This is a genomic window from Bacteriovorax sp. PP10 (assembly GCF_035013165.1).
Taxonomy (GTDB): Bacteria; Bdellovibrionota; Bacteriovoracia; order Bacteriovoracales; family Bacteriovoracaceae; genus Bacteriovorax; species Bacteriovorax antarcticus.
Window position 1 is genome coordinate 91,221 of sequence record NZ_JAYGJQ010000002.1, and the last position, 22,925, is coordinate 114,145.

24 protein-coding genes are annotated in these 22,925 nt (G+C 35.1%); 16 read left to right on the forward strand and 8 right to left on the reverse strand.

Translation table 11 applies throughout. The features are described 5' to 3' along the window. Positions 1-10 precede the first annotated feature (10 nt). From SHI21_RS10425 to neuC, 7 genes are read left to right on the forward strand one after another with little or no spacing between them, the layout of a single operon-like run. Complete coding sequence (locus tag SHI21_RS10425) at positions 11-1,003, forward strand: Gfo/Idh/MocA family protein (RefSeq protein WP_323576429.1); 993 nt, start codon at positions 11-13, stop codon at positions 1,001-1,003. Beyond that, complete coding sequence (locus tag SHI21_RS10430) at positions 993-1,754, forward strand: cytidylyltransferase domain-containing protein (protein ID WP_323576430.1); 762 nt, start codon at positions 993-995, stop codon at positions 1,752-1,754. Before SHI21_RS10425 ends, SHI21_RS10430 begins: the two co-directional genes overlap by 11 nt. A gap of 17 nt (positions 1,755-1,771) precedes the next feature. Beyond that, a complete protein-coding gene (locus SHI21_RS10435; RefSeq protein ID WP_323576431.1) occupies positions 1,772-2,758 on the forward strand; it encodes an NAD-dependent 4,6-dehydratase LegB in 987 nt (328 codons plus the stop codon). Continuing rightward, a complete protein-coding gene (locus tag SHI21_RS10440) occupies positions 2,751-3,896 on the forward strand; it encodes a LegC family aminotransferase (RefSeq protein ID WP_323576433.1) in 1,146 nt (381 codons plus the stop codon). Before SHI21_RS10435 ends, SHI21_RS10440 begins: the two co-directional genes overlap by 8 nt. After that, entirely contained in the window at positions 3,893-4,477 is a 585-nt protein-coding gene (locus SHI21_RS10445) for a NeuD/PglB/VioB family sugar acetyltransferase (protein WP_323576434.1), read from the forward strand. Before SHI21_RS10440 ends, SHI21_RS10445 begins: the two co-directional genes overlap by 4 nt. Continuing rightward, complete coding sequence (gene neuB / locus SHI21_RS10450; protein ID WP_323576436.1) at positions 4,467-5,471, forward strand: N-acetylneuraminate synthase; 1,005 nt, start codon at positions 4,467-4,469, stop codon at positions 5,469-5,471. The genes SHI21_RS10445 and neuB overlap by 11 nt, the downstream gene beginning before the upstream one ends. Further along, positions 5,468-6,625, forward strand: a complete 1,158-nt coding sequence (gene neuC / locus SHI21_RS10455) for a UDP-N-acetylglucosamine 2-epimerase (protein WP_323576437.1) — start codon at positions 5,468-5,470, stop codon at positions 6,623-6,625. The genes neuB and neuC overlap by 4 nt, the downstream gene beginning before the upstream one ends. Here the strand turns inward: neuC and SHI21_RS10460 are convergent. From SHI21_RS10460 to SHI21_RS10485, 6 genes are all read right to left on the reverse strand, one after another. After that, entirely contained in the window at positions 6,615-7,778 is a 1,164-nt protein-coding gene (locus SHI21_RS10460) for a hypothetical protein (RefSeq protein ID WP_323576438.1), read from the reverse strand. The two genes, neuC and SHI21_RS10460, sit on opposite strands and share 11 nt — an antisense overlap. Before the next feature lie 4 nt (positions 7,779-7,782). Further along, positions 7,783-8,589, reverse strand: coding sequence for an NAD-dependent epimerase/dehydratase family protein (locus SHI21_RS10465; RefSeq protein ID WP_323578338.1), 807 nt, complete (start codon positions 8,587-8,589; stop codon positions 7,783-7,785). 63 nt (positions 8,590-8,652) lie between these two features. Continuing rightward, positions 8,653-9,807 carry a glycosyltransferase family 4 protein gene (locus SHI21_RS10470; protein WP_323576439.1) on the reverse strand — a complete coding sequence of 385 codons (1,155 nt, stop codon included), beginning with the start codon at positions 9,805-9,807 and terminating at the stop codon, positions 8,653-8,655. Further along, positions 9,804-10,565, reverse strand: coding sequence for a class I SAM-dependent methyltransferase (locus SHI21_RS10475; RefSeq protein ID WP_323576440.1), 762 nt, complete (start codon positions 10,563-10,565; stop codon positions 9,804-9,806). The genes SHI21_RS10470 and SHI21_RS10475 overlap by 4 nt, the downstream gene beginning before the upstream one ends. Before the next feature lie 46 nt (positions 10,566-10,611). Continuing rightward, positions 10,612-11,559 carry an NAD-dependent epimerase/dehydratase family protein gene (locus SHI21_RS10480; protein WP_323576441.1) on the reverse strand — a complete coding sequence of 316 codons (948 nt, stop codon included), beginning with the start codon at positions 11,557-11,559 and terminating at the stop codon, positions 10,612-10,614. Continuing rightward, the gene (locus tag SHI21_RS10485; RefSeq protein ID WP_323576442.1) at positions 11,546-12,493 is read right to left on the reverse strand and encodes a glycosyltransferase family 2 protein; all 948 of its coding nucleotides are present in this window, start codon (positions 12,491-12,493) and stop codon (positions 11,546-11,548) included. Before SHI21_RS10485 ends, SHI21_RS10480 begins: the two co-directional genes overlap by 14 nt. A gap of 175 nt (positions 12,494-12,668) precedes the next feature. On the opposite strand from SHI21_RS10485, the gene rfbF reads away from it, so the two are divergent. The 4 genes from rfbF to SHI21_RS10505 are packed head-to-tail and all read left to right on the forward strand — an operon-like array spanning position 12,669 to position 16,117. Next, positions 12,669-13,433: a glucose-1-phosphate cytidylyltransferase gene (rfbF, locus tag SHI21_RS10490; RefSeq protein ID WP_323576443.1), complete on the forward strand. Its 765-nt coding sequence runs from the start codon at positions 12,669-12,671 to the stop codon at positions 13,431-13,433. A gap of 18 nt (positions 13,434-13,451) precedes the next feature. After that, the gene (gene rfbG / locus SHI21_RS10495; RefSeq protein ID WP_323576444.1) at positions 13,452-14,549 is read left to right on the forward strand and encodes a CDP-glucose 4,6-dehydratase; all 1,098 of its coding nucleotides are present in this window, start codon (positions 13,452-13,454) and stop codon (positions 14,547-14,549) included. Beyond that, positions 14,534-15,007 (forward strand): dTDP-4-dehydrorhamnose 3,5-epimerase, encoded by a 474-nt coding sequence (locus tag SHI21_RS10500; RefSeq protein WP_323576445.1) that lies wholly within the window; start codon positions 14,534-14,536, stop codon positions 15,005-15,007. The genes rfbG and SHI21_RS10500 overlap by 16 nt, the downstream gene beginning before the upstream one ends. After that, entirely contained in the window at positions 15,008-16,117 is a 1,110-nt protein-coding gene (locus SHI21_RS10505; RefSeq protein ID WP_323576446.1) for a hypothetical protein, read from the forward strand. Here the strand turns inward: SHI21_RS10505 and SHI21_RS10510 are convergent. Next, complete coding sequence (locus tag SHI21_RS10510; RefSeq protein WP_323576447.1) at positions 16,060-17,013, reverse strand: glycosyltransferase; 954 nt, start codon at positions 17,011-17,013, stop codon at positions 16,060-16,062. The two genes, SHI21_RS10505 and SHI21_RS10510, sit on opposite strands and share 58 nt — an antisense overlap. A 150-nt stretch (positions 17,014-17,163) precedes the next feature. On the opposite strand from SHI21_RS10510, the gene SHI21_RS10515 reads away from it, so the two are divergent. Genes SHI21_RS10515 through SHI21_RS10535 form a run of 5 tightly spaced genes read left to right on the forward strand, consistent with a single transcriptional unit; the run spans position 17,164 to position 22,316 of the window. After that, positions 17,164-18,033 (forward strand): dTDP-4-dehydrorhamnose reductase family protein, encoded by an 870-nt coding sequence (locus SHI21_RS10515; protein WP_323576448.1) that lies wholly within the window; start codon positions 17,164-17,166, stop codon positions 18,031-18,033. After that, positions 18,033-19,094 carry a polysaccharide biosynthesis protein gene (locus tag SHI21_RS10520; protein WP_323576449.1) on the forward strand — a complete coding sequence of 354 codons (1,062 nt, stop codon included), beginning with the start codon at positions 18,033-18,035 and terminating at the stop codon, positions 19,092-19,094. Before SHI21_RS10515 ends, SHI21_RS10520 begins: the two co-directional genes overlap by 1 nt. Continuing rightward, a complete protein-coding gene (gene wecB, locus SHI21_RS10525) occupies positions 19,091-20,218 on the forward strand; it encodes a non-hydrolyzing UDP-N-acetylglucosamine 2-epimerase (protein WP_323576450.1) in 1,128 nt (375 codons plus the stop codon). The genes SHI21_RS10520 and wecB overlap by 4 nt, the downstream gene beginning before the upstream one ends. Continuing rightward, positions 20,218-21,429 (forward strand): glycosyltransferase family 4 protein, encoded by a 1,212-nt coding sequence (locus SHI21_RS10530; RefSeq protein ID WP_323576451.1) that lies wholly within the window; start codon positions 20,218-20,220, stop codon positions 21,427-21,429. The genes wecB and SHI21_RS10530 overlap by 1 nt, the downstream gene beginning before the upstream one ends. After that, positions 21,426-22,316, forward strand: coding sequence for a UDP-glucose 4-epimerase family protein (locus SHI21_RS10535; RefSeq protein WP_323576452.1), 891 nt, complete (start codon positions 21,426-21,428; stop codon positions 22,314-22,316). The genes SHI21_RS10530 and SHI21_RS10535 overlap by 4 nt, the downstream gene beginning before the upstream one ends. On the opposite strand, the gene SHI21_RS10540 is transcribed toward SHI21_RS10535, so the two are convergent. After that, complete coding sequence (locus SHI21_RS10540) at positions 22,317-22,880, reverse strand: sugar transferase (RefSeq protein ID WP_323576453.1); 564 nt, start codon at positions 22,878-22,880, stop codon at positions 22,317-22,319. Positions 22,881-22,925 lie beyond the last annotated feature (45 nt).

A 22,925-nucleotide genomic window follows, 5' to 3' on the forward strand; every position in this document is an offset into this window, starting at 1 on the left:
AAGGAATAATATGAAAAAATTTGTAGTAATTGGATTGGGATCAATGGGAAAAAGACGCATTCGCTGTCTTCAAAAACTTGGCTATAAAAATATTTCTGGCTTTGATCCAAGAGAAGATAGAGGCACGGAAGCAAAAAATACTTATAATATTGAATTAATCTCTGACGTTGAAGCTTATGTCGCTGAAAATAAGCCTCATATAATTATCTCTGTGCCACCTCACCTCCATAATATTTATATGAAAGTGGCAGTTAAGTACGGTTGTCATTTTTTTGTTGAAGCCAGCGTACTCGATGATGATTTTACAGAAATTATAGCTGAGGTTTCTAAGAAAAATATTGTTGCAGCTCCATCATGTACTCTACTTTTTCATCCAGCAATTCAATTAATTAAGAAAATGATTGATCAAAATGAATTAGGAAAACTTTCTAACTGGCTTTATCATTCAGGACAATATCTTCCTGATTGGCATCCTTATGAAAAAGTTTCCGATTATTATGTTTCTAGAAAAGACACTTCAGGGGGAAGAGAAATTGTTCCTTTCGAATTGAGCTGGATTTGTAGCGTTTTTAATTTTCCGGACACTGTAGCTTCAACTTTTGGGAAAACAATCGAATTTGAAGGAGGGGAGGATGTTGATGATACTTACAATCTGCTCATGAAATACAAGAAAGGTTTTTTTGGTGTTTTAACGGTTGATGTTGTTTCAAGATATGCAACGAGAAGATTGATGATCAATGGACAAGATGGTCAATTAAGATGGGACTGGGAAAATGCTCATATCGATGTATATCTGGCAAAAACTGGTAAATGGGAAAAGGTAGAGTTTGAAAAAGGTGAAGCTCATGAAGGCTATAATCCTAATATTGTCGAGGATATGTACGTAAATGAAATTAAATCTTTTTTAAGTGCTGCAGATAAAACAGGTCAGTATCCGACAGACTTGTCATATGACTGGGATGTTTTAAAGACATTATACAAGGCAGAGAAAAATGCCATCTAAGCGTTTTGCACTATTTATTACAGCTAGGCTTGGTTCAAAGAGGCTTCCAAATAAGCACCTGCTTGATCTGGGAGAAATTCGCCCTATTGAAATTCTGATTCGAAGACTAAAGAAATTAAATTTGCCAATTGTTCTTACGACAGGGAATGAAGAGATTAATTACGGCTTTAAGGACTTATGTAAAAAAGAAGGAATTGAACTTTTTTTTGGTGATGCAACGAATATTCCCAAGAGACATCTTGAAGCGGCAAGAGAGCTTAATTACGACTTTATTTTTTCTATTGATGGTGATGATATTTTAACTGCTCCGGAAGGAGTTAAAGCAATTTTAAATAAGATCGAAAATGCTGATTACTCAAATGGATTTTATCATACTGATGGTTATCCATTTGGAGTGAACTCAGGGGGATATTCGAGGATTTTTTTAGAGAATGCTTTAAAAGAATTTACTGGAAATTCTCTTGAAACCGGATGGGGAAGGATTTTTCCAAAAAACAGTTTTGTTGCAGTTTCATGTCCTTCTAAAAATGCAGAAAATTGGCGTTTGAGCTTAGACTATAATGAAGATCTGATTGTATTCAAAAGTATTTGGGATCACTTTCAAAACTCATTATTTGAAGCCAGTACAGATGAGATTTTGGAGTATTTTTTTAAAAATGAACTCTGGAAATTGAACGGACATATTATTGAAAAGTATTGGGAAAATTTTCACGCTGAAAGAAATAAAGAAATTAAAAAAGAAACGAAATAATATAATAAGGAAAGATAATGAAGCGAGTATTAGTTACCGGAGCAGATGGATTTATTGGGTCTCATTTAACAGAATTATTAGTCCGTGAAGGTTATCAGGTTCGCGCATTGGCCCAGTATAATTCTTTTAATGATTGGGGTTGGTTAGAAACTATTAAAGACTTGAAAAAAGTTGAAGTTGTTACAGGTGATATCCGTGATCCATTTTTTTGTAATGAAATCACTAAAGATATTGATATTGTATTTCACTTGGCAGCTTTAATTGCTATTCCATTTTCTTATAAAGCTCCTCAAAGTTATGTTGAAACAAATATAACAGGAACTTTAAATATTTGTAAGGCAGCTCTTGATAACAAAGTGAAGAGAGTTATGCATACATCGACAAGTGAAGTTTACGGAACGGCCCTTTATGTTCCAATCGATGAAAAACATCCACTTCAACCTCAGTCGCCATACAGTGCTTCAAAAATTGGTGCTGATGCAATGGCCATGAGTTTCTTCTTGTCTTTCGGTCTGCCTGTAACAATTGCCCGTCCGTTCAATACATTTGGACCAAGACAATCGGCAAGAGCAGTTATTCCTACAATCATTTCACAAATTGCAGCTGGTAAAACAACGATTGAACTAGGTGACACAACTCCAACGAGAGATTTCAACTTTGTTGAAGATACTTGTCTTGGAATGCTAAAAGTTGCAACGTCTGAAAATACAATCGGTCAGACAGTAAACATTGGTTCTAACCGCGAGCATACGATTGAAGAAACTTTTAATCTTATTCGTAAAATTATGAATAAAGAAAATGAAGTGAAATTAATCAAAGACGAAAAAAGAATTCGTCCGGAGAACTCTGAAGTTCACAGACTTTGGTGTGATAACTCACTGGTTGATAAGCTTACAGGTTTCAAACCCAAATATAGTTTTGAAGATGGTCTGAAAGAAACTATCGAATGGTTCTTAAATCCAGAAAATCTAAAAAGATATAAGGTAGATATTTACAATGTATAAAGACATCGTTGAATTTGTAAAAACGCTTTACCCGAATGAAAGCTTCGTTCCTCTTCATGCACCACTTTTTCAAGGTAACGAAAAAAAATACGTGGATGACTGTATCGATTCAACATTTGTTTCGAGTGTCGGTCAGTACGTTAATAAGTTTGAAGATATGATGTGCGCTTATACGGGTGCTAAGTATGCTATTGCTACGACAAACGGAACATCTGCCCTTCATATGGCCTTGATGTTGGTTGGTGTAGAAAGAGACACTGAAGTTTTATCACAGGCCTTAACTTTCGTGGCAACTGCAAACGCAATTTCTTATATCGGTGCAATTCCAGCTTTTATCGATAGTGGAAAAGAAAATCTTGGGATGTGCCCAAAAAGTCTTGAAGAGTTCTTGACTGAAAATACTGAAGTTAGGGACAATGCAACTTTCAATAAAAGAACTCAGAGAAGAATTTCAGCATGCGTTCCGATGCATGTTTTTGGACATCCAGTAGAGATGGACGAAATTCAAAGACTCTGTAAAAAGTTTAATATCCCTCTAGTTGAAGATGCAGCTGAGTCACTTGGAAGTTTCTACAAAGGTGAGCACACCGGCCTTAAAGGTGATGTGGGAATCCTGAGTTTTAACGGCAATAAGATTGTCACTTGTGGTGGTGGTGGAATGATCATCACTAACAATGAAACTCTTGCTAAAAGAGGAAAGCATTTAACGACAACGGCAAAACAACCACACAAGTGGGAGTTTTATCACGACGAGATTGGATATAACTACAGACTTCCTAACCTGAACGCGGCCTTGGCCTGCGCGCAGATGGAAAACCTTCCTGCTTTCGTAGAAAACAAAAGACAGACCGCTGCTGAATATAGAAACTACTTTGCAAAAAAAGGAATTCGTTTTGTTGATGAACCAAAAGACACTCAGTCTAATTTTTGGTTAAACGCAATAGAATTCAATTCTAGAAAAGAGCGTGATGAGTTTTTAGAATATTCAAACAACAATGGAGTTATGAGCCGTCCTATCTGGAGACTTATGACTGACCTTCCAGCTTTCTCTCATGCTTTTAAAATGCCGATGACAAATGCTAGTCATTACGTTGATACAATTATCAACATTCCCAGCAGTGTAAGGATGAATAAATGAAAGACCTGTACCTAATTGGTGGAGGGGGGCATTGCCGTTCATGTATCGATGTTATCGAACTTGAAGGTCAATATAGAATCCTTGGGATCTTTGATCGCAAAGAAAATATCGGAGGAGAAGTCCTTGGATATAAAATTATCGGAAGTGATGATGATCTTGCTCAATATGTTTCTCAATCTACTTTCTTTCTGATTACAGTCGGACAAATTAAGACGGCAGACATCAGAATAAATATCTTTGATAAATTAATAAGTCTTAAAGCAAAGCTAGCGACAGTGATTTCTCCAAGATCATATGTCGCAAAACATGCAGCAGTTTTAGAAGGAACGATTGTCCTTCACGATGCTCTTATCAATTCAAACGCTAAAGTTGGTATGAATTGTATTATCAATACAAAATCATTAATTGAGCACGATGCAGTTGTCGGTGATCACTGTCACGTTTCAACAGCAGCTGTTATCAATGGTGGATGTATTATCGAGAATGGATCTTTTGTTGGAAGTAATACTGTCTTGAAAGAGAGCATTACAGTGCCAGAGAAATCAGTTATTCCAGCGGGGAGTTTTTATCGTGGAAAATAAAAGTGTGTTAATTATTGCTGAAGCAGGTGTTAACCATAATGGTGATATAGGACTTGCAAAAGAATTGATTGATTTAGCAGTTGAGGCCGGCGTGGACATTGTTAAGTTTCAGACTTTCAAATCTGAAAACTTAGTGACGAAAAATGCTGCTATGGCCGGTTACCAGGTTGAGAATACAGGAAAAGAAGACTCTCAGCTGGCAATGTTAAAAAAACTAGAACTTCAAGATAATGAGTTTAAAGAATTACAACGTTATTGTGTTGAAAAGAAGATCAGATTCTTCTCAACAGGATTTGATATCGAAAGCCTGATATTTTTAAAATCTCTCAATATGGGGTTATGGAAAGTTCCATCGGGAGAGATTACAAATCTTCCTTACCTGGAATTTATCGGAAGATGCAATGAACCGGTTATCCTGTCTACTGGGATGGCGACACTTGAAGAAGTTGAAGCGGCCATTAAAGTTTTAGTGAATGCAGGAACAGATAAGAAAAATATATCTGTCCTTCACTGCAATACTGATTACCCGACTCGTTTTGAAGATGTTCACTTGAATGCTATGAAAACGATGAGAGAGCGCTTAGGTGTAGAAATTGGATACTCTGACCACACGGCAGGAGTTGAAATTTCAGTAGCAGCGGTTGCTCTTGGAGCAAAAGTGATAGAGAAGCATTTCACTATTGATAAAAATCTTCCAGGTCCAGACCATAAAGCTTCATTAGATCCAAATGAGCTAAAAGCATTGGTTATTCAGATTAGAAACATTGAAAAGGCTTTGGGACGATTTGAAAAAATTCCCACTGAAAGAGAATCTAAAAATATTCAAGTGGCCAGAAAATCTATTGTTGCTAAGGCTGATATAAAAATAGGTGATGTCTTCACTATGGAAAATTTAACGACGAAACGTCCAGGAACAGGTATTAGTCCAATGAAATGGCATGAAGTTCTTGGAACGAAAGCAGCTAAGAATTACCAAGAAGATGATTTAATATGAAAACAGTTTGTGTCGTAACAGGAACTAGAGCTGACTATGGTCTTCTATATTGGCCTATTAAAGCTCTACTTGATTTAAAAGATATACGTGTAAGCCTAGTTGCAACTGGCACTCATATGAGTGAAAAACATGGCTATACAGTTAATGCAATAAAAAAGGATGGGTTTCAGCTCGATGCCGAAATCGATATCGAAATTCACGGCGACCGTCCCGGTGATATTGTCAGAGTTATGGCCGTGGCACTCAATAAATTTTCGACTTATTTTGAAAAGAATCGTCCTGATCTTCTTTTAATTTTAGGCGATCGTTATGAAATTTTCTCAGTAGCTCAAGCGGCCATGGTTCATAACATTCCTATTGCTCATATACATGGTGGAGAAATTACAGAAGGTGCTATTGACGACTCCATTCGCCATGCTCTTACAAAAATGTCTTACCTGCATTTTTCTTCAACTGAAGAATATCGCAAAAGAATTATTCAGATGGGAGAAGAGCCTGGACGAGTATTTTGTACAGGTGCTCCTGGACTTGATAATATTAAAAAATTGACCCTGCTTTCAAAAAGCGAAATGGAAAAAGAATTGGGATGTGCTTTTAATGAGAAAAATATTCTTGTCACTTTTCACCCCGTAACAATTAGTGAAGAGCAGACTATTAAAGAAACAACAAACTTCTTTTCAGCTTTAAGTAAACTCCCAGCCAATATTTCGTTTTATATTACGATGCCAAATGCGGATACTTATTCAGAAAATATTTTGACAATTATCAATGAATTTAAAAAACAGAATCTGAACCGTACCCATATTTTTACTAGTTTAGGGCAATTGAAATATTTAAGCTTAATGAAGCATGTCGATGTAGTTGCAGGAAATTCATCGAGTGGCATTATAGAAGCTCCTTTTATGAAAAAAGCTGTGTTAGATGTAGGTGCTCGTCAAAAGGGGCGTATTACAAGTACTCATGTCGTTCATGTTCAAGGTGTTACGCAGGATATTTATCAGGCCCTAGTAAAGATTCTTTCAGATGATTTTCAAAAGAAGCTGGATTCACTTCCAAGCATATATGGTGACGGTGAAGCAGGTCCAGTGATTGCCGGAAAAATTCACGATGCACTGATGACAGGAATGAAGACTAAGTCATTTTTTAATCTTTAGATTTAAAGATCCTTTTTAAATAACCGGAAAACACATCTTCACTTTTGGTATTCTGAGTTTCTCGAGTTGTTAGGTAGTTCAAAACGAAATTGGCATATTTTAAAGAGTCAATTTCAAGGCTTGTTACAGAGTTTATTGAATCACTATCATCAATATTGATTATAGGCTGATTAAGGGCCATGGAAAGATTCAAAATGTATTCTTTGATTGGTTGATTTTCTTTAGAAAATTCCTCAATTGCTTGATTGTAAGTAAAAAGTATCGGTTTTTTATAACAAACTGCCAGACTTAAAGAAGAGCTATAGTGGCAGATGGCAAATTTACATTTTTGAATGAGTTTCGGACTTTCATTTCTAATAATTTTTCTATTTCCAAAAAAACCAGGCGCATACTGAACCTTTGGATGTCCTGAAATAATAACTTCAAGATTTAGTTTCTTTTCAAGATAATCGAAAAATAGATTCATCGATTTTTGATAACGAGTGATTAATTCAGGAGTAATTTTGTTTCCAACAATGGCATCATCAGGATGTTGAAAAATTCCGTCATCTAGAAAAACAATATAATCTCCTATTGAGCTTTCTTGATTTTCAAGAAAATAATCATAATCGCAGTAATTGATAGGATAAGCTTCAAAATGAAAAGTTGAAGGCTTGGTTGTTTCCCCAGCATAAAAAATATATTTTGGAAGAGAGTAGATATGAATCTTAAAAAGAATTTTTTCTAAAATTTTTATGACTATTTTTTTTAGAGAACCAAATGGAGATGAAATAATTTTTCCAATGATTTTCTCTAGTTTTCTTTGATTTTGGAAAGGGAGTTGACCAAAAAGAAAAAGAGAGAAATGATGCTTGGGATATCTGGCGATTAAACGAAAAAGTTTTCTAAATCTCCACTCGTATCCAATCTGCACATTAATAAGCGTATTCATGATTGAAAGGTTTTTGATGAAATCGTCTAGTTCAGAAAAGCTTGTTAAGTGTTTTACTAAACTTGCATTTTGCTTAGGAAAAGTTGGCTTTGGGAAATTATAGATTGCACTAATATCAAGAATGATAACATTCATTCCTTTTTTCTTGCACGAATCAATTTGCAACCCATAACTATTGCTGTCGGAAATGGTAGAGTAGGTGATGTGAATAATCGTGTGCATTGATTTAAAGTTTCTGGATGAAATCAAAAATACTCATAGGTTCATAATCAATGAGTTCTCTTAATTTTTTAAGGTTAGCGCGAGAATAGATAGCTTCGTCCGGTTTATTGATTTTGTTGACTTTAATCATACCAAATTTTGCTTCAATGGCCTTGACGAGATCGAGAATTCTGACAGATTCACCCGATCCAACATTAACGATGGCGTTTGAAAGATTTTTCTCCATAAGCATGTAAGTCATCTTAGCAACGTCTTCTACATGAATAAAATCTCTTTCAGCGATTCCTCCGTTGGCCAGATTAAATACCTGGTTATTTTGAGCACAGAAAATAAGTTTTTGTACAACTGAGAAAGTGTCGTTTCCACCGTAAGAATTAAATGGTCTCAAAATCAGATAGTTTATATTATTGGCCTTGCAAAAACTCATCACTAATTCTTCATTATAGGCTTTAGTAAAACCATTCATTGTAATGGGGGTCTTGGCCTTTTCTTCTGAAGTATTGCTTGAATCACCATAGACAGAACAGCTACTGATAAAAACAAATTGCTCAATCCCTGCATCTTTACAGAGTTTAAGGCTTCTTCCTGTAGAAACAATGTTTGAATCCAGAACTTCTGCCGGATCTGTATTTAAATCTTTTTTTAAGTCATAAGCACTATGAATAATTGCACGTACAGAATTGAATGGTGTTTTTGACAATTCATTCCAGTTGTTTCGATCAACTAGCACAAGTTCATATGGGCTATGTTTTTGAAGCTGTTGCCCTAAGTTTCCACTGGCGCCAGTGATAATAACAGTTTGTTTTTTTATAAAATATTCCTTTTAAGTGCAGATCTAATTTAGCATCTAGTGCAAGAAATGTGAAATATGTTCCTAGAGTGTCAGAAAGTGAGAATCTTTTTTCATTCTTTCCAAAGTAAACTCATTGAGAAAGGTTGCTCTTGCGTTATTGGACATCTCAATCCGTTTCTCAGGATGAGAGATCATGTAATCGAGTGCTTGATAAAGGGCATAGGTATTGTGAGAAGGAATAAGCATTCCTGAAAAATTGTGTTTAATGATTTCAGGTATTCCACCAACATTGGAGGCGACAAGTGCACAGTTTGACATAGCTGCTTCAATCAAGCTGTAAGGCAAACCTTCTTGATAGGAAGGAAGAACAAAGATATCAATAGTTGAAAGAAGTTCTTGAATGTTTCCTGCAAAGTGCCCCAGGTACTTAACGTTGGTGTATTTTTTAGAAAATTCAAAGACTTCATTTTTTAGAGATCCATCACCTGCAATAATTAATTCAATATCAGGATAAATGTTATGAAGTTTGTCGAAAGCCGACATTAATTCTCTTATTCCTTTAGCTATTTCAACGCGAGAAACGAAACCAATTGATAGGGATGTCTTTTGAGTCCGGAAAAGGGGAGTGGAGTCAGCTATTCCATTTCGTACGATAAAAATTTTTTCTTCTTCAAAGTTATGATGTTCAACCAGCTCTTTTTTGATTGCGTGAGAGTTGACAACAAGTGAGTGAGAATTCTTGCGGACAATAAGATCCAGAAAATTTCCGTATAAACTCAAAAGATAAGATGTTTTTCGTGTTGGTGTGCTTACGATTGTCATCGTAGGGTGAAATTGTTTTTTTATGAATAAGCATGAGTAAATGAGATATAAAGAAGCTGGATACCCCCCATTGCATAAAAGTATTTTTGTTGGTTTGATTTTTTTAAGCTTAATTGAAAGTTTAACAAGCGATAAGAAGTTAATCACAAAAGAAAAGGGAAAGAAAAGTAGTCTAAGAATCACTCTTTGAATTTTTTTATGCCCCTTAATAAGTTCACTAGTATTGAATATATTAATAGATTTTAAGGTTATTTCAGAAGAAATGCGAGAGCGATTGATTGTCTTAATCGCTTCAGGATTCCCCCAGATCTCAATGTGCTCAAAAGAATTAGCCACAGAGTTGATAAGATCTTCGCTATATTTATTAGCTCCGCCAATAGCATAATTTTCAATTAAAACAATAAGAGTTTTCATTTTTGAAAGATCGCAATTTGATAGCTTGAGCTGTAGTTAGAATTAATATTGCCAAAAAAGAGATCCAGCACTCGCATAATAATTTTGCAGAAAATTCGATAAGGAGAATTTTTTATTTCAGCAACCGGAAATAAACCTCTTTCAAATCCGCCAATATATTTATTACTCAAGATTTTTAAGCCATGTTTTTTGCCAAAGCGTTCATATATTTCTAGGTTCATCGTTTTTAAATTATGAGCAGGAAGTAGTTTATTGATGATCTTTTTATCAATAAGCTTTTGCATGTAATAATTCATTCCAACAAAGCGGGGAATTCCCATGATTAAATACCCATTTGTGGCAACAAGTGAAAGTTGTTGTTCTAAAACAGTTTCGAAGTTGTCGAAGTGTTCAATAAAACCAAGTGAAAGGACAATATCGTATTTTTCTTCGGTGGTGTATTTGAAAAAATCCCCGGTGATGATTTCAAAATTTTTTATATTTTGTAGTGTTAAATTTTCGACTGTTTTATTGGCAGCTAGGGAAACATATTCAATTCCAGTTACTTTACACTGAAGTTTACGAGCTAGAAAGCTAAGCCATTTGCCGGGAGCGCAGCCGATTTCTAAGGCGTGAAAATTTGGATTTGCAGGGATTGCATTCAGTATTTCCTGAGCAATAACGTGGTCATTTTTAAAGCCTTCATCTACAGATATTGGGAGTTGTAAATTTGACCAATAGTGTATCCAAAAATCTTGATTTGTAAGATCGTTTTCCATATTTAATTCCTTGCAGCTTTAGCTGCTAGAAATAATAAACTTATTGTTAATTGTTGTCATGATTTAGTTGAATAAGAGTATTTCTTATCTCATCTTCAATTGTAATGCTAGGAGTGTAACCGAGATCGCGTATCTTTTTGCATTGATACTGAAAATCAGCCACGGTTTCCAGAAGTGGCAATTCTGAGAGCTTGGTAATTTCAGGTTTTCTTTTTAGTTCCCTCTGGCAGAGATCGCGAATCATTTCGGCCATTTTTATTATGCTTAATGTTTGTCCAGACCCTAGGTTATAAACCGGAGTTTTCTCTTGGTGTTTTGTTTTTAAAAGGACATCAATTGCGTGTCCAATGGAGCTTGCTGGGATAAAGTCCCGCTTTTGGAGTCCGCTGGATTTCAAAATCATGTTGTTGTTTTCCACGGCTTGGCGGCACAAGTCATTTACTACTAAGGACCATGCACTGGTCTCTCTCGTAAGCGGAGATCCTATTGCATTGGAGAGTCTGATCACTTTTCCTTCAATGTGATCGTGATATTTAAGAAGAAGTGTTTCTGCTTCTAGGTGAGTTTTTGCATAAATTGATAGTGGAGAAGGAGGTGTTTTTTCGCTGATTACACCTTGAGTATTTCCATAAACATGAAAAGTAGAAAAATAAATAAACTTTTGAACATTAGATGTAATAGCGGTTTTAATAAGTTTGTCAGTCATGTCGACATTAATCTTTTGGGCAAGGCTTGGATTGGATTCAGAGTCTTGATGATTCATTGAGGCAAGGTGAATGATGTCATCAATTTTAATCAAGGCGCTTTTGAAAGTTTCTTCTGAAGAAATATCTAGCACTCTGCATTCTGCTTCTGGAAAAATCTGAGTCAGCTTTTCAGTATTTCTCGCGGCTAAGATACAGTTATAGCCCAGAGAGCTCAGGGTTGTATAAATCCTGCCTCCGAGGTATCCACTGGCGCCAGTTATAAGAACATTTCTTTTAGTTTTTTCCATACAGACTTCTTGGAGCTGATGCTAGAGCTTTCATGACTAATAAGAAGAATCCAACATAAGTTTTCATTCGGAAAGGATTCAATCGAATAGATTTAGAAAAAAAACGTGCAGAGTTGGAAAGTTGTCCTTGAGAGGCAAATTGTCTGGCTGCGCCGTAAGTAATGACGGCTTGGCATGCTTTTTTTATAACTGAAGATTTTGAAGACGTTGGCAATTTTTCAAGATGATCTTCTAAGACTTGAGAGACGGCATTGAAGTGTTTTACAACAGCACCGCTATTATTATTGGCATGTTTAAGATGAGCACCTAGGATTTCATGAATAAATTTAAAGCGGCATCCGGCTTTCGCCAGACGAAGCCAGAGATCATAATCTTCAGCTGTAATAAAACGAGTATCTTCTCGGAAGCCATTGAGCTGAGTCAAAAAACTTTTTCTAACGATAGTGGCCGAGGTGGAAACACAATTCCCCTTCACTAAAAGCTGAGTATAGGTGCCGCGATTGTCTGGTCCATGGTGCCATGTTGCAATTTTTTGATTGTTTTCGACAAAATCCTCACTATTGCAAATCAGATCACAGGTACCTTCTTGGAGAAGTTTGAGAGAGCGAGCAAGCTTATTTGGATACCAGTAGTCGTCAGAGTCGAGAAAGGCTACATACTCACCTCTCGAGTGCTGGATTCCTTGATTGCGGGAAGCTGCAATAACTCCATTATTTTTAAAGTTGATAAGGCGGAATCGTTCATCGGAAAATGATTGAACAACTTCTTCAGTATTATCCGTAGAGTAATTATTAACAATAATGGCTTCCCAATTGGTAATAGTCTGCTCTTTAAGCGAGGAAAGTGCTTTGGTAAGAAAATGAGCGTGATTGTAGGTTGGAATTACAACTGACACAATGGGAGTAGTATTATCTGTATGTGGTTCATTTATCACTCTTACACCTCTATCTTATCTTTAATTAAAATATTAAAATCAATTATACATTTCTGAAAGATAAAACTGATATGTTTTTGGACTGAAGGCCGAATAGGCATTTTCAATTATAGAATAATCTTTTATAAATTTAGCATAACTTACTTTAATATCATTTTTTACTTAGGACAGTAGTATGAAAGTTATTCTTTTATGTGGCGGATTGGGAACACGATTGAGCGAGGAAACAAACCTTGTTCCAAAACCAATGGTCAGGATTGGTGATCTTCCAATTTTATTGCACATTATGAACATTTACGAAAAACACCAAGTTAATGATTTTACCTTGGCCTTAGGCTTCAAAGCAGACGTAATTAAAGAATATTTTCTGAATTTCTATGCTCTAAGTAATGACTTAAGAATTGATCTGCAAACTGGGGCAGTGAAATATCTAAGAGAATCTCATAAAAGCTGGAATATTGATTTAATCGATACAGGATTAAATACTTTGACTGGGGGACGTCTCGCGCGCTTAAAAAATCACGTAGGGAATGAAACATTCATGCTTACTTATGGCGATGGTGTTTCTGATGTTAATATCACTGAGCTTATTAAATTTCATAAGTCTCATGGAAAAATTGCAACTTTTACCGCAGTAAGACCACCTTCTCGTTTTGGAGTAATTGAATTCGATGGGGATCAAGTTACCTCTTTCAAGGAAAAACCTCAAACTCAAGATGGTTGGATCAACGGTGGATACTTTGTTTTTGAACCAGAAATTTTTAATTATCTAGATGAAGGTGATGAAACAATTTTAGAGCGTCGTCCTCTTGAGAAATTGGCTGAAGATGGACAATTAATGGGCTTTAAACACGAAGGATTCTGGCAGTGTATGGATACACTAAGAGATAAAACATACTTAAATAAAATTTGGCAAGATGGACAAGCACCTTGGGCTTAAAAAAGGATTTTTATAAAAATGTTTCAAAATAAATTTAAAAATAAAAGAGTAGCAATTATTGGTCACACTGGGTTTAAAGGCTCATGGTTAACGATGTGGCTGAATAAGTTGGGTGCAGAGGTTGGAGGATTTTCAAAAGATGTTCCGACAACACCTTCTCATTTCGATTTGGCACATATTGGTCAGCAAATTCATGATGTTCGTGGAGATATTACAAACTATCAAGAGTTACTGAAATTTTTGCAAGATTTTAAACCAGAAATATTACTTCACTTAGGTGCAAACGCTATCGTGAGTGAGTGTATGGATAACCCACAAGATGCGTTCATAACTAACACTATTGGAACGGTAAATGTTTTAGAAGCTATTCGTGCAACACCGAGCTTACGTTCTGTAGTTATTGTTACGAGTGATAAGTGCTATGAGAACGTAGAGTGGGAGTTTGGTTATAGAGAAAATGATCGTCTTGGTGGAAAAGATCCGTATAGTGCTTCTAAGGCTTGTGCAGAATTAGCTTTCTCGTCTTACTACCGTTCATATTTACAATTTATTCCAGAACTAAAAATAGCTACAGCAAGAGCTGGAAATGTTATTGGTGGAGCAGATTGGGCAAAAAATAGAATTGTTCCAGATTGTATTCGTTCGTGGACATTGAATGAATCTGTAAAAATTAGAAATCCCAAATCAACTAGACCTTGGCAACACGTACTTGAACCTTTGAGTGGGTACTTGGCACTTGCAGCAGCCTTATTAGAGAAAGACTGTATTTTTAACGGAGAGTCATTCAATTTTGGGCCTAAAGCTGAGGTGAACAAAGAAGTTGAAGAGCTAATCCACGAAATGAAAAAGCATTGGGCGAATGCAAGCTTTGAAGTTGAAGAAGGTCACTCTTTACATAAGAAAGAAGCCAATCTCTTGAAGCTTTGCTGTGATAAAGCCCTTACACATCTATCATGGATGCCAACTTTAACATTTGAAGAAACTGTAGAGATGACTGCGTTATGGTATAAAAGTTGGCATGAACAAAATCAATCGTTACAAGATTATACTTTTAAACAGATTGAAAATTTTGAAAAACTTGCAGTACAAAGAAGGATTCCTTGGACCAATCAGTAAAAATAGAAAACATTAGTAATGTTGAAGTGATTCCTTTAAAAATTATAAGGGATCATAGAGGTGCAGTAATGCATATGATGAAAAGTTCATCAGATGGTAAGCTGGACATTGGAGAAATCTATTTTTCTGTAGTGAATAAGGATGTAGTTAAAGGATGGAAAAGGCATAAAATAATTAAGCAAAATATGGTTGTGCCTGAAGGATTAATTCGTTTGATCATTTATGATGATCGCGATCAATCTAAAACAAAAGGCTCTATTCAGATTATTGATTTTGGTCCTGAGAATTATGTTTTAGTTAAGCTGCCACCAATGGTTTGGTATAGCTTTAAATCAATAGCTGACGGGCATTCAATTATTGCAAATTGCATTAGTGATCCTCATGATCCAGGTGAATCAGAGACTCTTCCTCTAGAGACAACCCAAATTCCATATATTTGGAATTCTAGGGTGGATTAGATGGATTTAGTTAAAAGATCAAGTCTGTATGATTATTTTATATTGCCTTGTTTTGCATTACCACTTTTGGGTTTTTTTTGGCCAGCCTATATTTTGGCAGGATTGCATAGCCTTTTTAAAGTTCATTGGAATGATATAATCCAAGAAAAAGTACTTTTTATTTCTTTAGTTAGCTTTTGTATAATTAAATTTCTTCAAGACTCATCACTAGCTACAATCCTTTTTTTCAAAACGTTTGTAGGCCTTTATTTCTTCATTTTTTATTTTTCTTATATTAATAAAAAATCATTTGAAAAAATTTTAATTGCATTAATGACATCCTATATAATTGGAGAATTTTTTTATAGGTTATATATTCAAAAATATATTTTCGGTAGATACTTTTGGCGTTTAGCATATCCTCGCCCTTTGGGATTTGGGGAAAATGCTTCAATTACAACTGCAATCCTTGTAGTTTTTCTCTTGTTTTTCAGTAGAAGTCTTATAAAAAAATGGATCATTTTACTTGTAACGACTATTATAATTAGTGGTTCTGGAGTTGGGTATTTTGGTTTAATATATTATTATTTTAGCTCGAAATGGAAGTGTATTAAAAAGAATCCGAAATCTGCTGGAATTGGTTTATGTATTGTACTGTCATTATATAGTGCTTTTTATATTTTAATGGGCGACAATATTTCTACAAGCAATTTCCTCTATAAAATCTCACCTTTTTACATAATATTTTTAATAAAAATTAAATATTTGTTATTGCTTAATCATGTGGATTTAAATTTACTCAAATGGGATGAAATACTTTTTGGTATTCGTTGGAGTAATTCACATTATTCTGGTAGCGATTGTGGCTGGTATGAAGTTTTTTTAATGTCAGGTGTTGTGGGTGTAATTATTAATTTCTTTTTAATTATTAATTATTTTAAAGATAAACGTATAAGTATATTTATACTCATCTCCTTGTTTCATTATAGTGTAATTTGGTGGCCAGCAGGGCAAATCTTTTTAGGGTTTATAGCTGGGTTGAATAAAAGATCTAAAGAATCCGAAGATCACGATCACATTGCTTTCTCTAACACTGAAGCAAGCTCTTCAGTTGTTTTAAATGGAATATGATTTTTCATAGGAGCGAAATCATTTTCAATAAGTATGATTTTTTGTTTCAAGTATTCTGCTTCTAGAATTGGTAAACCACAAGATTCAAAACGCGATGGCCATACGAGTGCCTTTGCATTTGCTAATTTTTCTAGAACTTCCGATCTTGGAACATTATATAAAAAATCTATGTTGAGTTTATATTTTTTCTGAAACTTAGTTATTTTTTTTATTACGCTGCCATTTTCTTCAGGCGAGATAGTAAAAATCATTTTAGGGTAAAGGTTTTTTTTAGCAAGAATACTTAGCGCAGCAACAATCATCCAATGATTTTTATGAGGAAAAGCAGCGGAAATATAAATAAAATATTCCGATTTTTCATTTGATTTTTTTATTGGAATTAATTCGTCGTAATCAAAATAATTCTTTAGAAGAATTTTCCCGTTAAAACTCTTTTTTACCTTTTTAGCCATAATTGGCGTTTGCACTTCAATTTCAGAGACGTGGTTAATAAATAACTTAAACCAAATTAGCTCGATAGCTGATTGGATCAAATTTTTAAATCCAGAAAAATTGAAAAAAGGTCTATCTACTAAAAAACGATTTTGTAAAAATAGTGTTGATTTGTTCGTGATTTTTTTTATAGGTGGCAAATTTCCAAGAAAGTAGACTTTAGAATCCTTCCTGATAATTTTCCTTATATTTATTTCAAAATCCATTCTCTCTCTAATAGTAGAATGTATTGGTAAAAATTGGACCTTGGGATAAAGTTCTGAGGGAAATTTCAATCGTGCATCACAAATGCAAAGGATTGAGTCATATTCTTGAGATTTTTCTTTGAGAAATCCATGCAGAACAACGCGCCCCCCCCCTGTGTGAATGTTATATGCAATAACGTCGAGAGTTTTTTTGTTCATTACGAATAGGCTTATTGTTGTAGGTTGATTTTAGAAAGTGTAAGCATTGTCATAATCATGGTAAAGAACAAAGTGGAATTCATCCCAGCATTTTGTTGAAATTCCTGTAGAAACTAAAGTAAACTCACTTGACTATAATTGGAGGTTTTTTTGACCAAGAGCAAGGTTATCCTAGTATTAGGAGCATCGGGAATGTTGGGCCATGTGCTCTATTCTGAGCTAAGGAAGAACCATAATGTTTGGGGAACTGTTCGTAGTAATAAATGGAGCCCTGAGTTATTGTCGGGATATGAAGTTAATGACCTGGATAAAATTGAAAAACTTGTCTCAGAAATTAAGCCGGATTTTGTCATAAATTGCATTGGTATTATTAAGCAATTAAAAGAAAGCAAAAATAAAATTGTTTCAATTGAAGTAAATTCTCTGTGGCCTCATCAGCTAGCAGAAATTTGTGAAAATCATAAAGCTCGAATGATTCACTTCAGTACAGATTGTGTTTTCTCAGGAATTAAGGGTAACTATTTTGAAACAGATTTAGCTGATTCTAGAGATATTTACGGACTTTCAAAATATATGGGAGAAGTTGATTATCCTCATACTCTGACGCTTAGAACTTCGATTATTGGACATGAGCTAGATACAAGTGTCAGCTTGGTGGATTGGTTTCTGTCTCAATCGGGTGAGTGTAAGGGATTTACGAAGGCCATATATTCAGGCTTTCCTACAATTGAAGTGGCAAGATTTTTAAATGAGTATGTTTTTAATGATTTTTCGTCAGGTATATATCAATTTTCATCAGAGCCAATAAATAAATATGAACTTTTGAAATTGATAGCTGAAATATATCATAAGAATATTACAATCAATCCAAGCGATGAAGTAAAAATTGATAGGAGTTTAAATTCTGACCGATTAAGAACACGATATGGCTTTACACCAGATTCATGGGCCCTCATGGTTTCTAAGATGCACGAACACTTTTTAAATTCAGGTTTATATAAAAATAAGGAAATAAAGTAATGAAGTTATTCGAAAACAAAACAATAGTTATAACTGGTGGTACTGGTTCTCTTGGAAAAGTTTTAACAAGAAGAATTTTAGAAGGAAAGAATGGTACACCTAAAAAAGTTATCATTTTCTCACGAGATGAAGCTAAACAGCACTACATGCGTTTAGAGTTTCTTCAAAAGAAAGCAGCAACTGACGAAGTTATCTTTAAAAACTTTCAATCTCTGCTCGAGTTCCGTATTGGAGACGTTCGCGACTACTCTTCGGTTGTAGGTGTTTTAAAAAGTGCAGACATTGTTATTAATGCTGCAGCTTTAAAACAAGTTCCTTCGTGTGAGTATTTCCCATATGAAGCAGTAAGAACAAATATCGAAGGTGCTGAAAACATTGTAAGAGCTATTCGCGATCATGATATGAAAATCGAAACAGTCGTAGGAGTTTCTACTGATAAGGCTTGTAAGCCAGTCAATGTTATGGGGATGACAAAATCTATCCAAGAAAAAGTATTCATTGCTGCAAACGTTACAAGTCCAGGGACACGCTTTATCTGCGTTCGCTATGGAAACGTACTGGCTAGCCGTGGATCAGTGATTCCACTTTTTCATGACCAGATTAAAAATGGCGGACCTGTAACAATTACAACTGCTGATATGACTCGTTTTCTATTGCCACTTAATCGTGCAGTTGACACGATTTTTAATGCTCTTCAAAGAGCTTTACCAGGTGAGACTTTTGTTCCAAGAGTGCCAGCTTGTAATATGGTGACACTTGCCAAAGCGTTGATTGGCGATAGAAAAATTGAAATTGAATATACTGGAATTCGTCCAGGTGAGAAAATTGATGAAATCATGCTTTCAGATGTCGAGGCGCCAAGAGCTTATGAATCAGGAGAGTACTACTCAATTCAGCCAATGCTTCCTGAGTTAATCAAGGAATTCAAAACTGGTCCACTGACTAAAGAGTATTCGTCAGGTGATATTCTAATGGATCTTGAACAAACAACTGCTTATTTAAAAGAGCATAATCTTCTGATAAACCAAAACTTTGTTGAAGATGGGGAATTCTTAAGATGACTTTAAAAGTAATGACTATTGTTGGTACTCGACCAGAGATTATAAAACTTAGTCGAGTAGCTGCTTTGATGGATAAATATTTTGAACATATTTTAGTTCATACTGGTCAAAATTATGACTACGAGTTAAATGAGGTCTTCTTTAAAGATCTTGGAGTCAAAAAACCAGATTATTTTCTAGAAGCTGCAAAAGAAACTGCTGCTCAGACAATAGCGCAAGTTATTGCTAAGTCAGATGAGTTAATTCAAAAAGTAAAACCAGATGCAATATTGCTATATGGTGATACCAATAGTTGTTTATCAGTTATTTCGGCTAAAAGATTACAGGTTCCTATTTTTCATATGGAAGCAGGAAACAGATGCTTTGATCAAAGAGTTCCGGAAGAAATCAATCGCAAAATCGTTGATCACCTTTCAGATATCAATATGGTTCACAGTGAGCACGCCCGCCGCTATTTAATTAATGAAGGACTTCGCCCTGAGCAGATTATTAAAACAGGAAGTCCGATGAAAGAAGTATTAAGCTTCTATTCAAAAGATATTGATAACTGCGATATTTTAGACAGGCTTAAGTTAAAATCAAAAGATTATTTTATTGTAAGCGCTCATCGTGAAGAAAATGTTGATTACGACGAGAACTTTAATAATTTACTTAATTCACTTAATCAGGTTGCAGAAAAGTTCAATAAAAGAGTTATTGTTTCGACCCACCCAAGAACAAGGAAAAAGCTTGAAGCACTTGGATCTAAAAGCTTCAATCCCAAAGTTGAATTTTTAAAGCCAATGGGATTCTTCGATTACAATAAAATGCAGAAAGAAGCTTATTGTGTAATTTCTGATAGTGGGACTATTACTGAAGAATCTTCAATTTTAAAATTCCCGGCAATTATGATCCGTCAGGCGCACGAACGTCCTGAAGGAATGGATGTTGGAACTGTTATAATGTCAGGTTTAAGTTCAGAGCGAGTTATTGAATCAATTAATATCGCAGTCTCTCAATTTGAAAAGTATAAGCCTCTTGATATTGCTGATTATGCTTCTGACAGAGTTTCAGATCAGGTTGTTAAAATTATTCAGAGTTATACTGATTATATTAATAGAGTTGTGTGGCGTAAAAAAATCTAATGAAGATTCTTGTCGTCACTCAATATTTCTGGCCTGAAAATTTTAGAATTAATGACTTATGTGATGCTTTAATTGAACGCGGACATGAAGTAACTGTATATACAGGTCTACCTAATTATCCAGAAGGAACTTTCTTTAAAGGCTATTCTTATTTTGGACCTTATAAAGAATATAGAGGAAAAATCAAAGTTATTCGTTCTCCTCTCATTCCAAGAGGTAAAAATAAAAGCCTTAAACTTGTGTTCAATTATTTCTCATTCTTTTTTCTATCCTCTTTGCTCGCACCTTTTTTAGTGCGTGGTAAATTTGATAAGATTTTTGTTTATGAACCTTCTCCTATTACAGTTGCGATTCCTGGAATTGTTTTAAAGTATCTAAAAAATGCACCAATGTTTTTTTGGGTAACAGATCTATGGCCAGAGAGCTTAGAGGCCACTGGAGTTGTTAAGAATAAAAAGATATTGAATGTTGTTGGTAGCCTTGTAAAAGTTCTCTATAAGCATTCAGATAAAATTCTCGTAACTTCCAAGGGATTTATCCCAAGAGTAAAGGCCTTAGGCGGAAAAGACTCTCAGATCGTTTATTTTCCTCAATGGGCAGAAGAGCTTTTCTCACGAACACCAGATCCTCACTTTCATGATTCATTAATCCCGCAAGAAGGATTTAAGGTCATGTTTGCAGGTAATATTGGGTCTTCTCAGGATTTTGAAACTCTCGTAAAAGCGGCCACTATTTTAAAGGATAATAAAAATATCTATTTTTTGATTCTTGGTGATGGTCTTATGAAGAGCTGGGCGGAACAAGAGGTCGCTAAACAAGGTATTGCAAATAACTTTATTTTTCTAGGTAGAAAGCCTGTCGACCTGATGCCAGAGTATTATTCTAAAGCTGATGCCATGTTAATGAGTCTTACAAATACAGACTTATTTTCAATTACTGTTCCATCGAAACTCCAATCCTATTTAGCAAGCAAGAAACCTATTATTGCTTCTATGAATGGTGAAGGGGCCCAGATTGTTGAAGACTTTAAGGCCGGCCTGACTTGCCCGGCAGGAAATCCTCAACTTTTGGCCGAGAAAATTTTAAAAATATCGACCTTTTCTAAGACTGAATTAGACTTAATGGGAGAGAACTCACTTAAGTGTTACCAATCTGAGTTTGAGCGTGAAAAATTAATCACATTACTTGAAGAAGAATTTAAAAAAGTATGAAGAAAATATTTATAACTGGCTCTAATGGTTTTGTTGGTAAGAGCTTAATCAAAGAATTAGATCAAAAACACATTCTCTATCTGGCCGGAGATCGAAAATACTACGGCGACATTGAAAAACAGACTAACTGGAAAGAGCTCTTAGACGATTGTGATGTGGTAGTGCATTTAGCCGCACGTGTTCATGTAATGGAAGAAAAAGAAATAGATCCTCTTGTAGCTTTTAGAAAAATCAATGTTGAGGCCACTATCAACCTTGCTCAGGCTGCAAAGCAAGTAGGTGTTAAGAGATTCATTTACATAAGCAGTATTAAAGTAAACGGCGAAGAGACAGGTGAAGCGCCTTTTAGTGCAGATGATAAACCTCATCCACAAGATCCTTATGGGGTCTCCAAAATGGAAGCAGAGATAGAGTTAATGCAGCTTCATGAAGCAGGAATATTTGAAGTCGTTATTATCAGACCTCCGTTGATTTACGGGCCAGGTGTAAAAGCTAATTTTGAAAAATTATTTTGGTTAGTAAAAAAAGATTTACCGATTCCTTTTGGGAGAGTCCTTAATAAAAGAAGTTTGGTTTCAGTTTTTAATCTAGCTAGTCTGATTATTCATTGCATGGATCACCCTAAAGCTTCCGGTGAAGTTTTTCTGGTTTCTGATGATAAGAATTATAGTCTAAGAGACCTCATTATATTAATGGGAAAAACACTTGGAAAGCACCCTCATATTCTTCCTGTTCCTGTTGGATTGATGAAGTGTGGATTATCTTTTATTGGTAAAACGTCCTATGCAGACCGACTTTTTGGAAATTTACATGTAGATATCGAAAAAACAAAAATGCTTTTAGATTGGAAGCCACCTTTTACTTTTGAAGAAACATTTAAAAGATAGCTAGTGCTGAATGTTGGCCCTTTTTATAACTTTATAAGCTGTTAAGAAAATTATTTTAATATCAAACCATAACGATTGCTGATCGAGATATTGCTTATCAAATTTAACTTTTTCTTCAATTGAAAGTTCATCGCGTCCATTAATTTGGGCCCATCCAGTAACTCCGGGAGCAAGAGTGTGTATATTGTATTTTGTTCTTAGTTCTTTTAAATCATCTTGATTGAAAAGAGCAGGACGAGGTCCTACCAAGCTCATGTCGCCTTTTAAAACAGACCAAAGCTGAGGAAGCTCATCGAGACTAGATTTTCTAAGAAAAGAGCCAATTGGAGTAAGATAGCTTTTCCCATCCCCTAAAAGATGCGTTGCTAGTTGCGGCGTATTTATTCTCATTGTCCTAAATTTAGGCATAAGAAATATTTCGTTTTTTTGCCCAATTCGCTTAGACCAATGAATTGCAGGCCCAGGGCTAGTAATTTTAACCAAAATCCACACAATACAGAAGGGAATGCTCAGGAATAGCATTGCAATCAAACTTAAAAATACATTAAATACGCGTATGGCCATTACTTTCTCTCATGACATCAACAAAAAGGAATTATAAGATAAAAT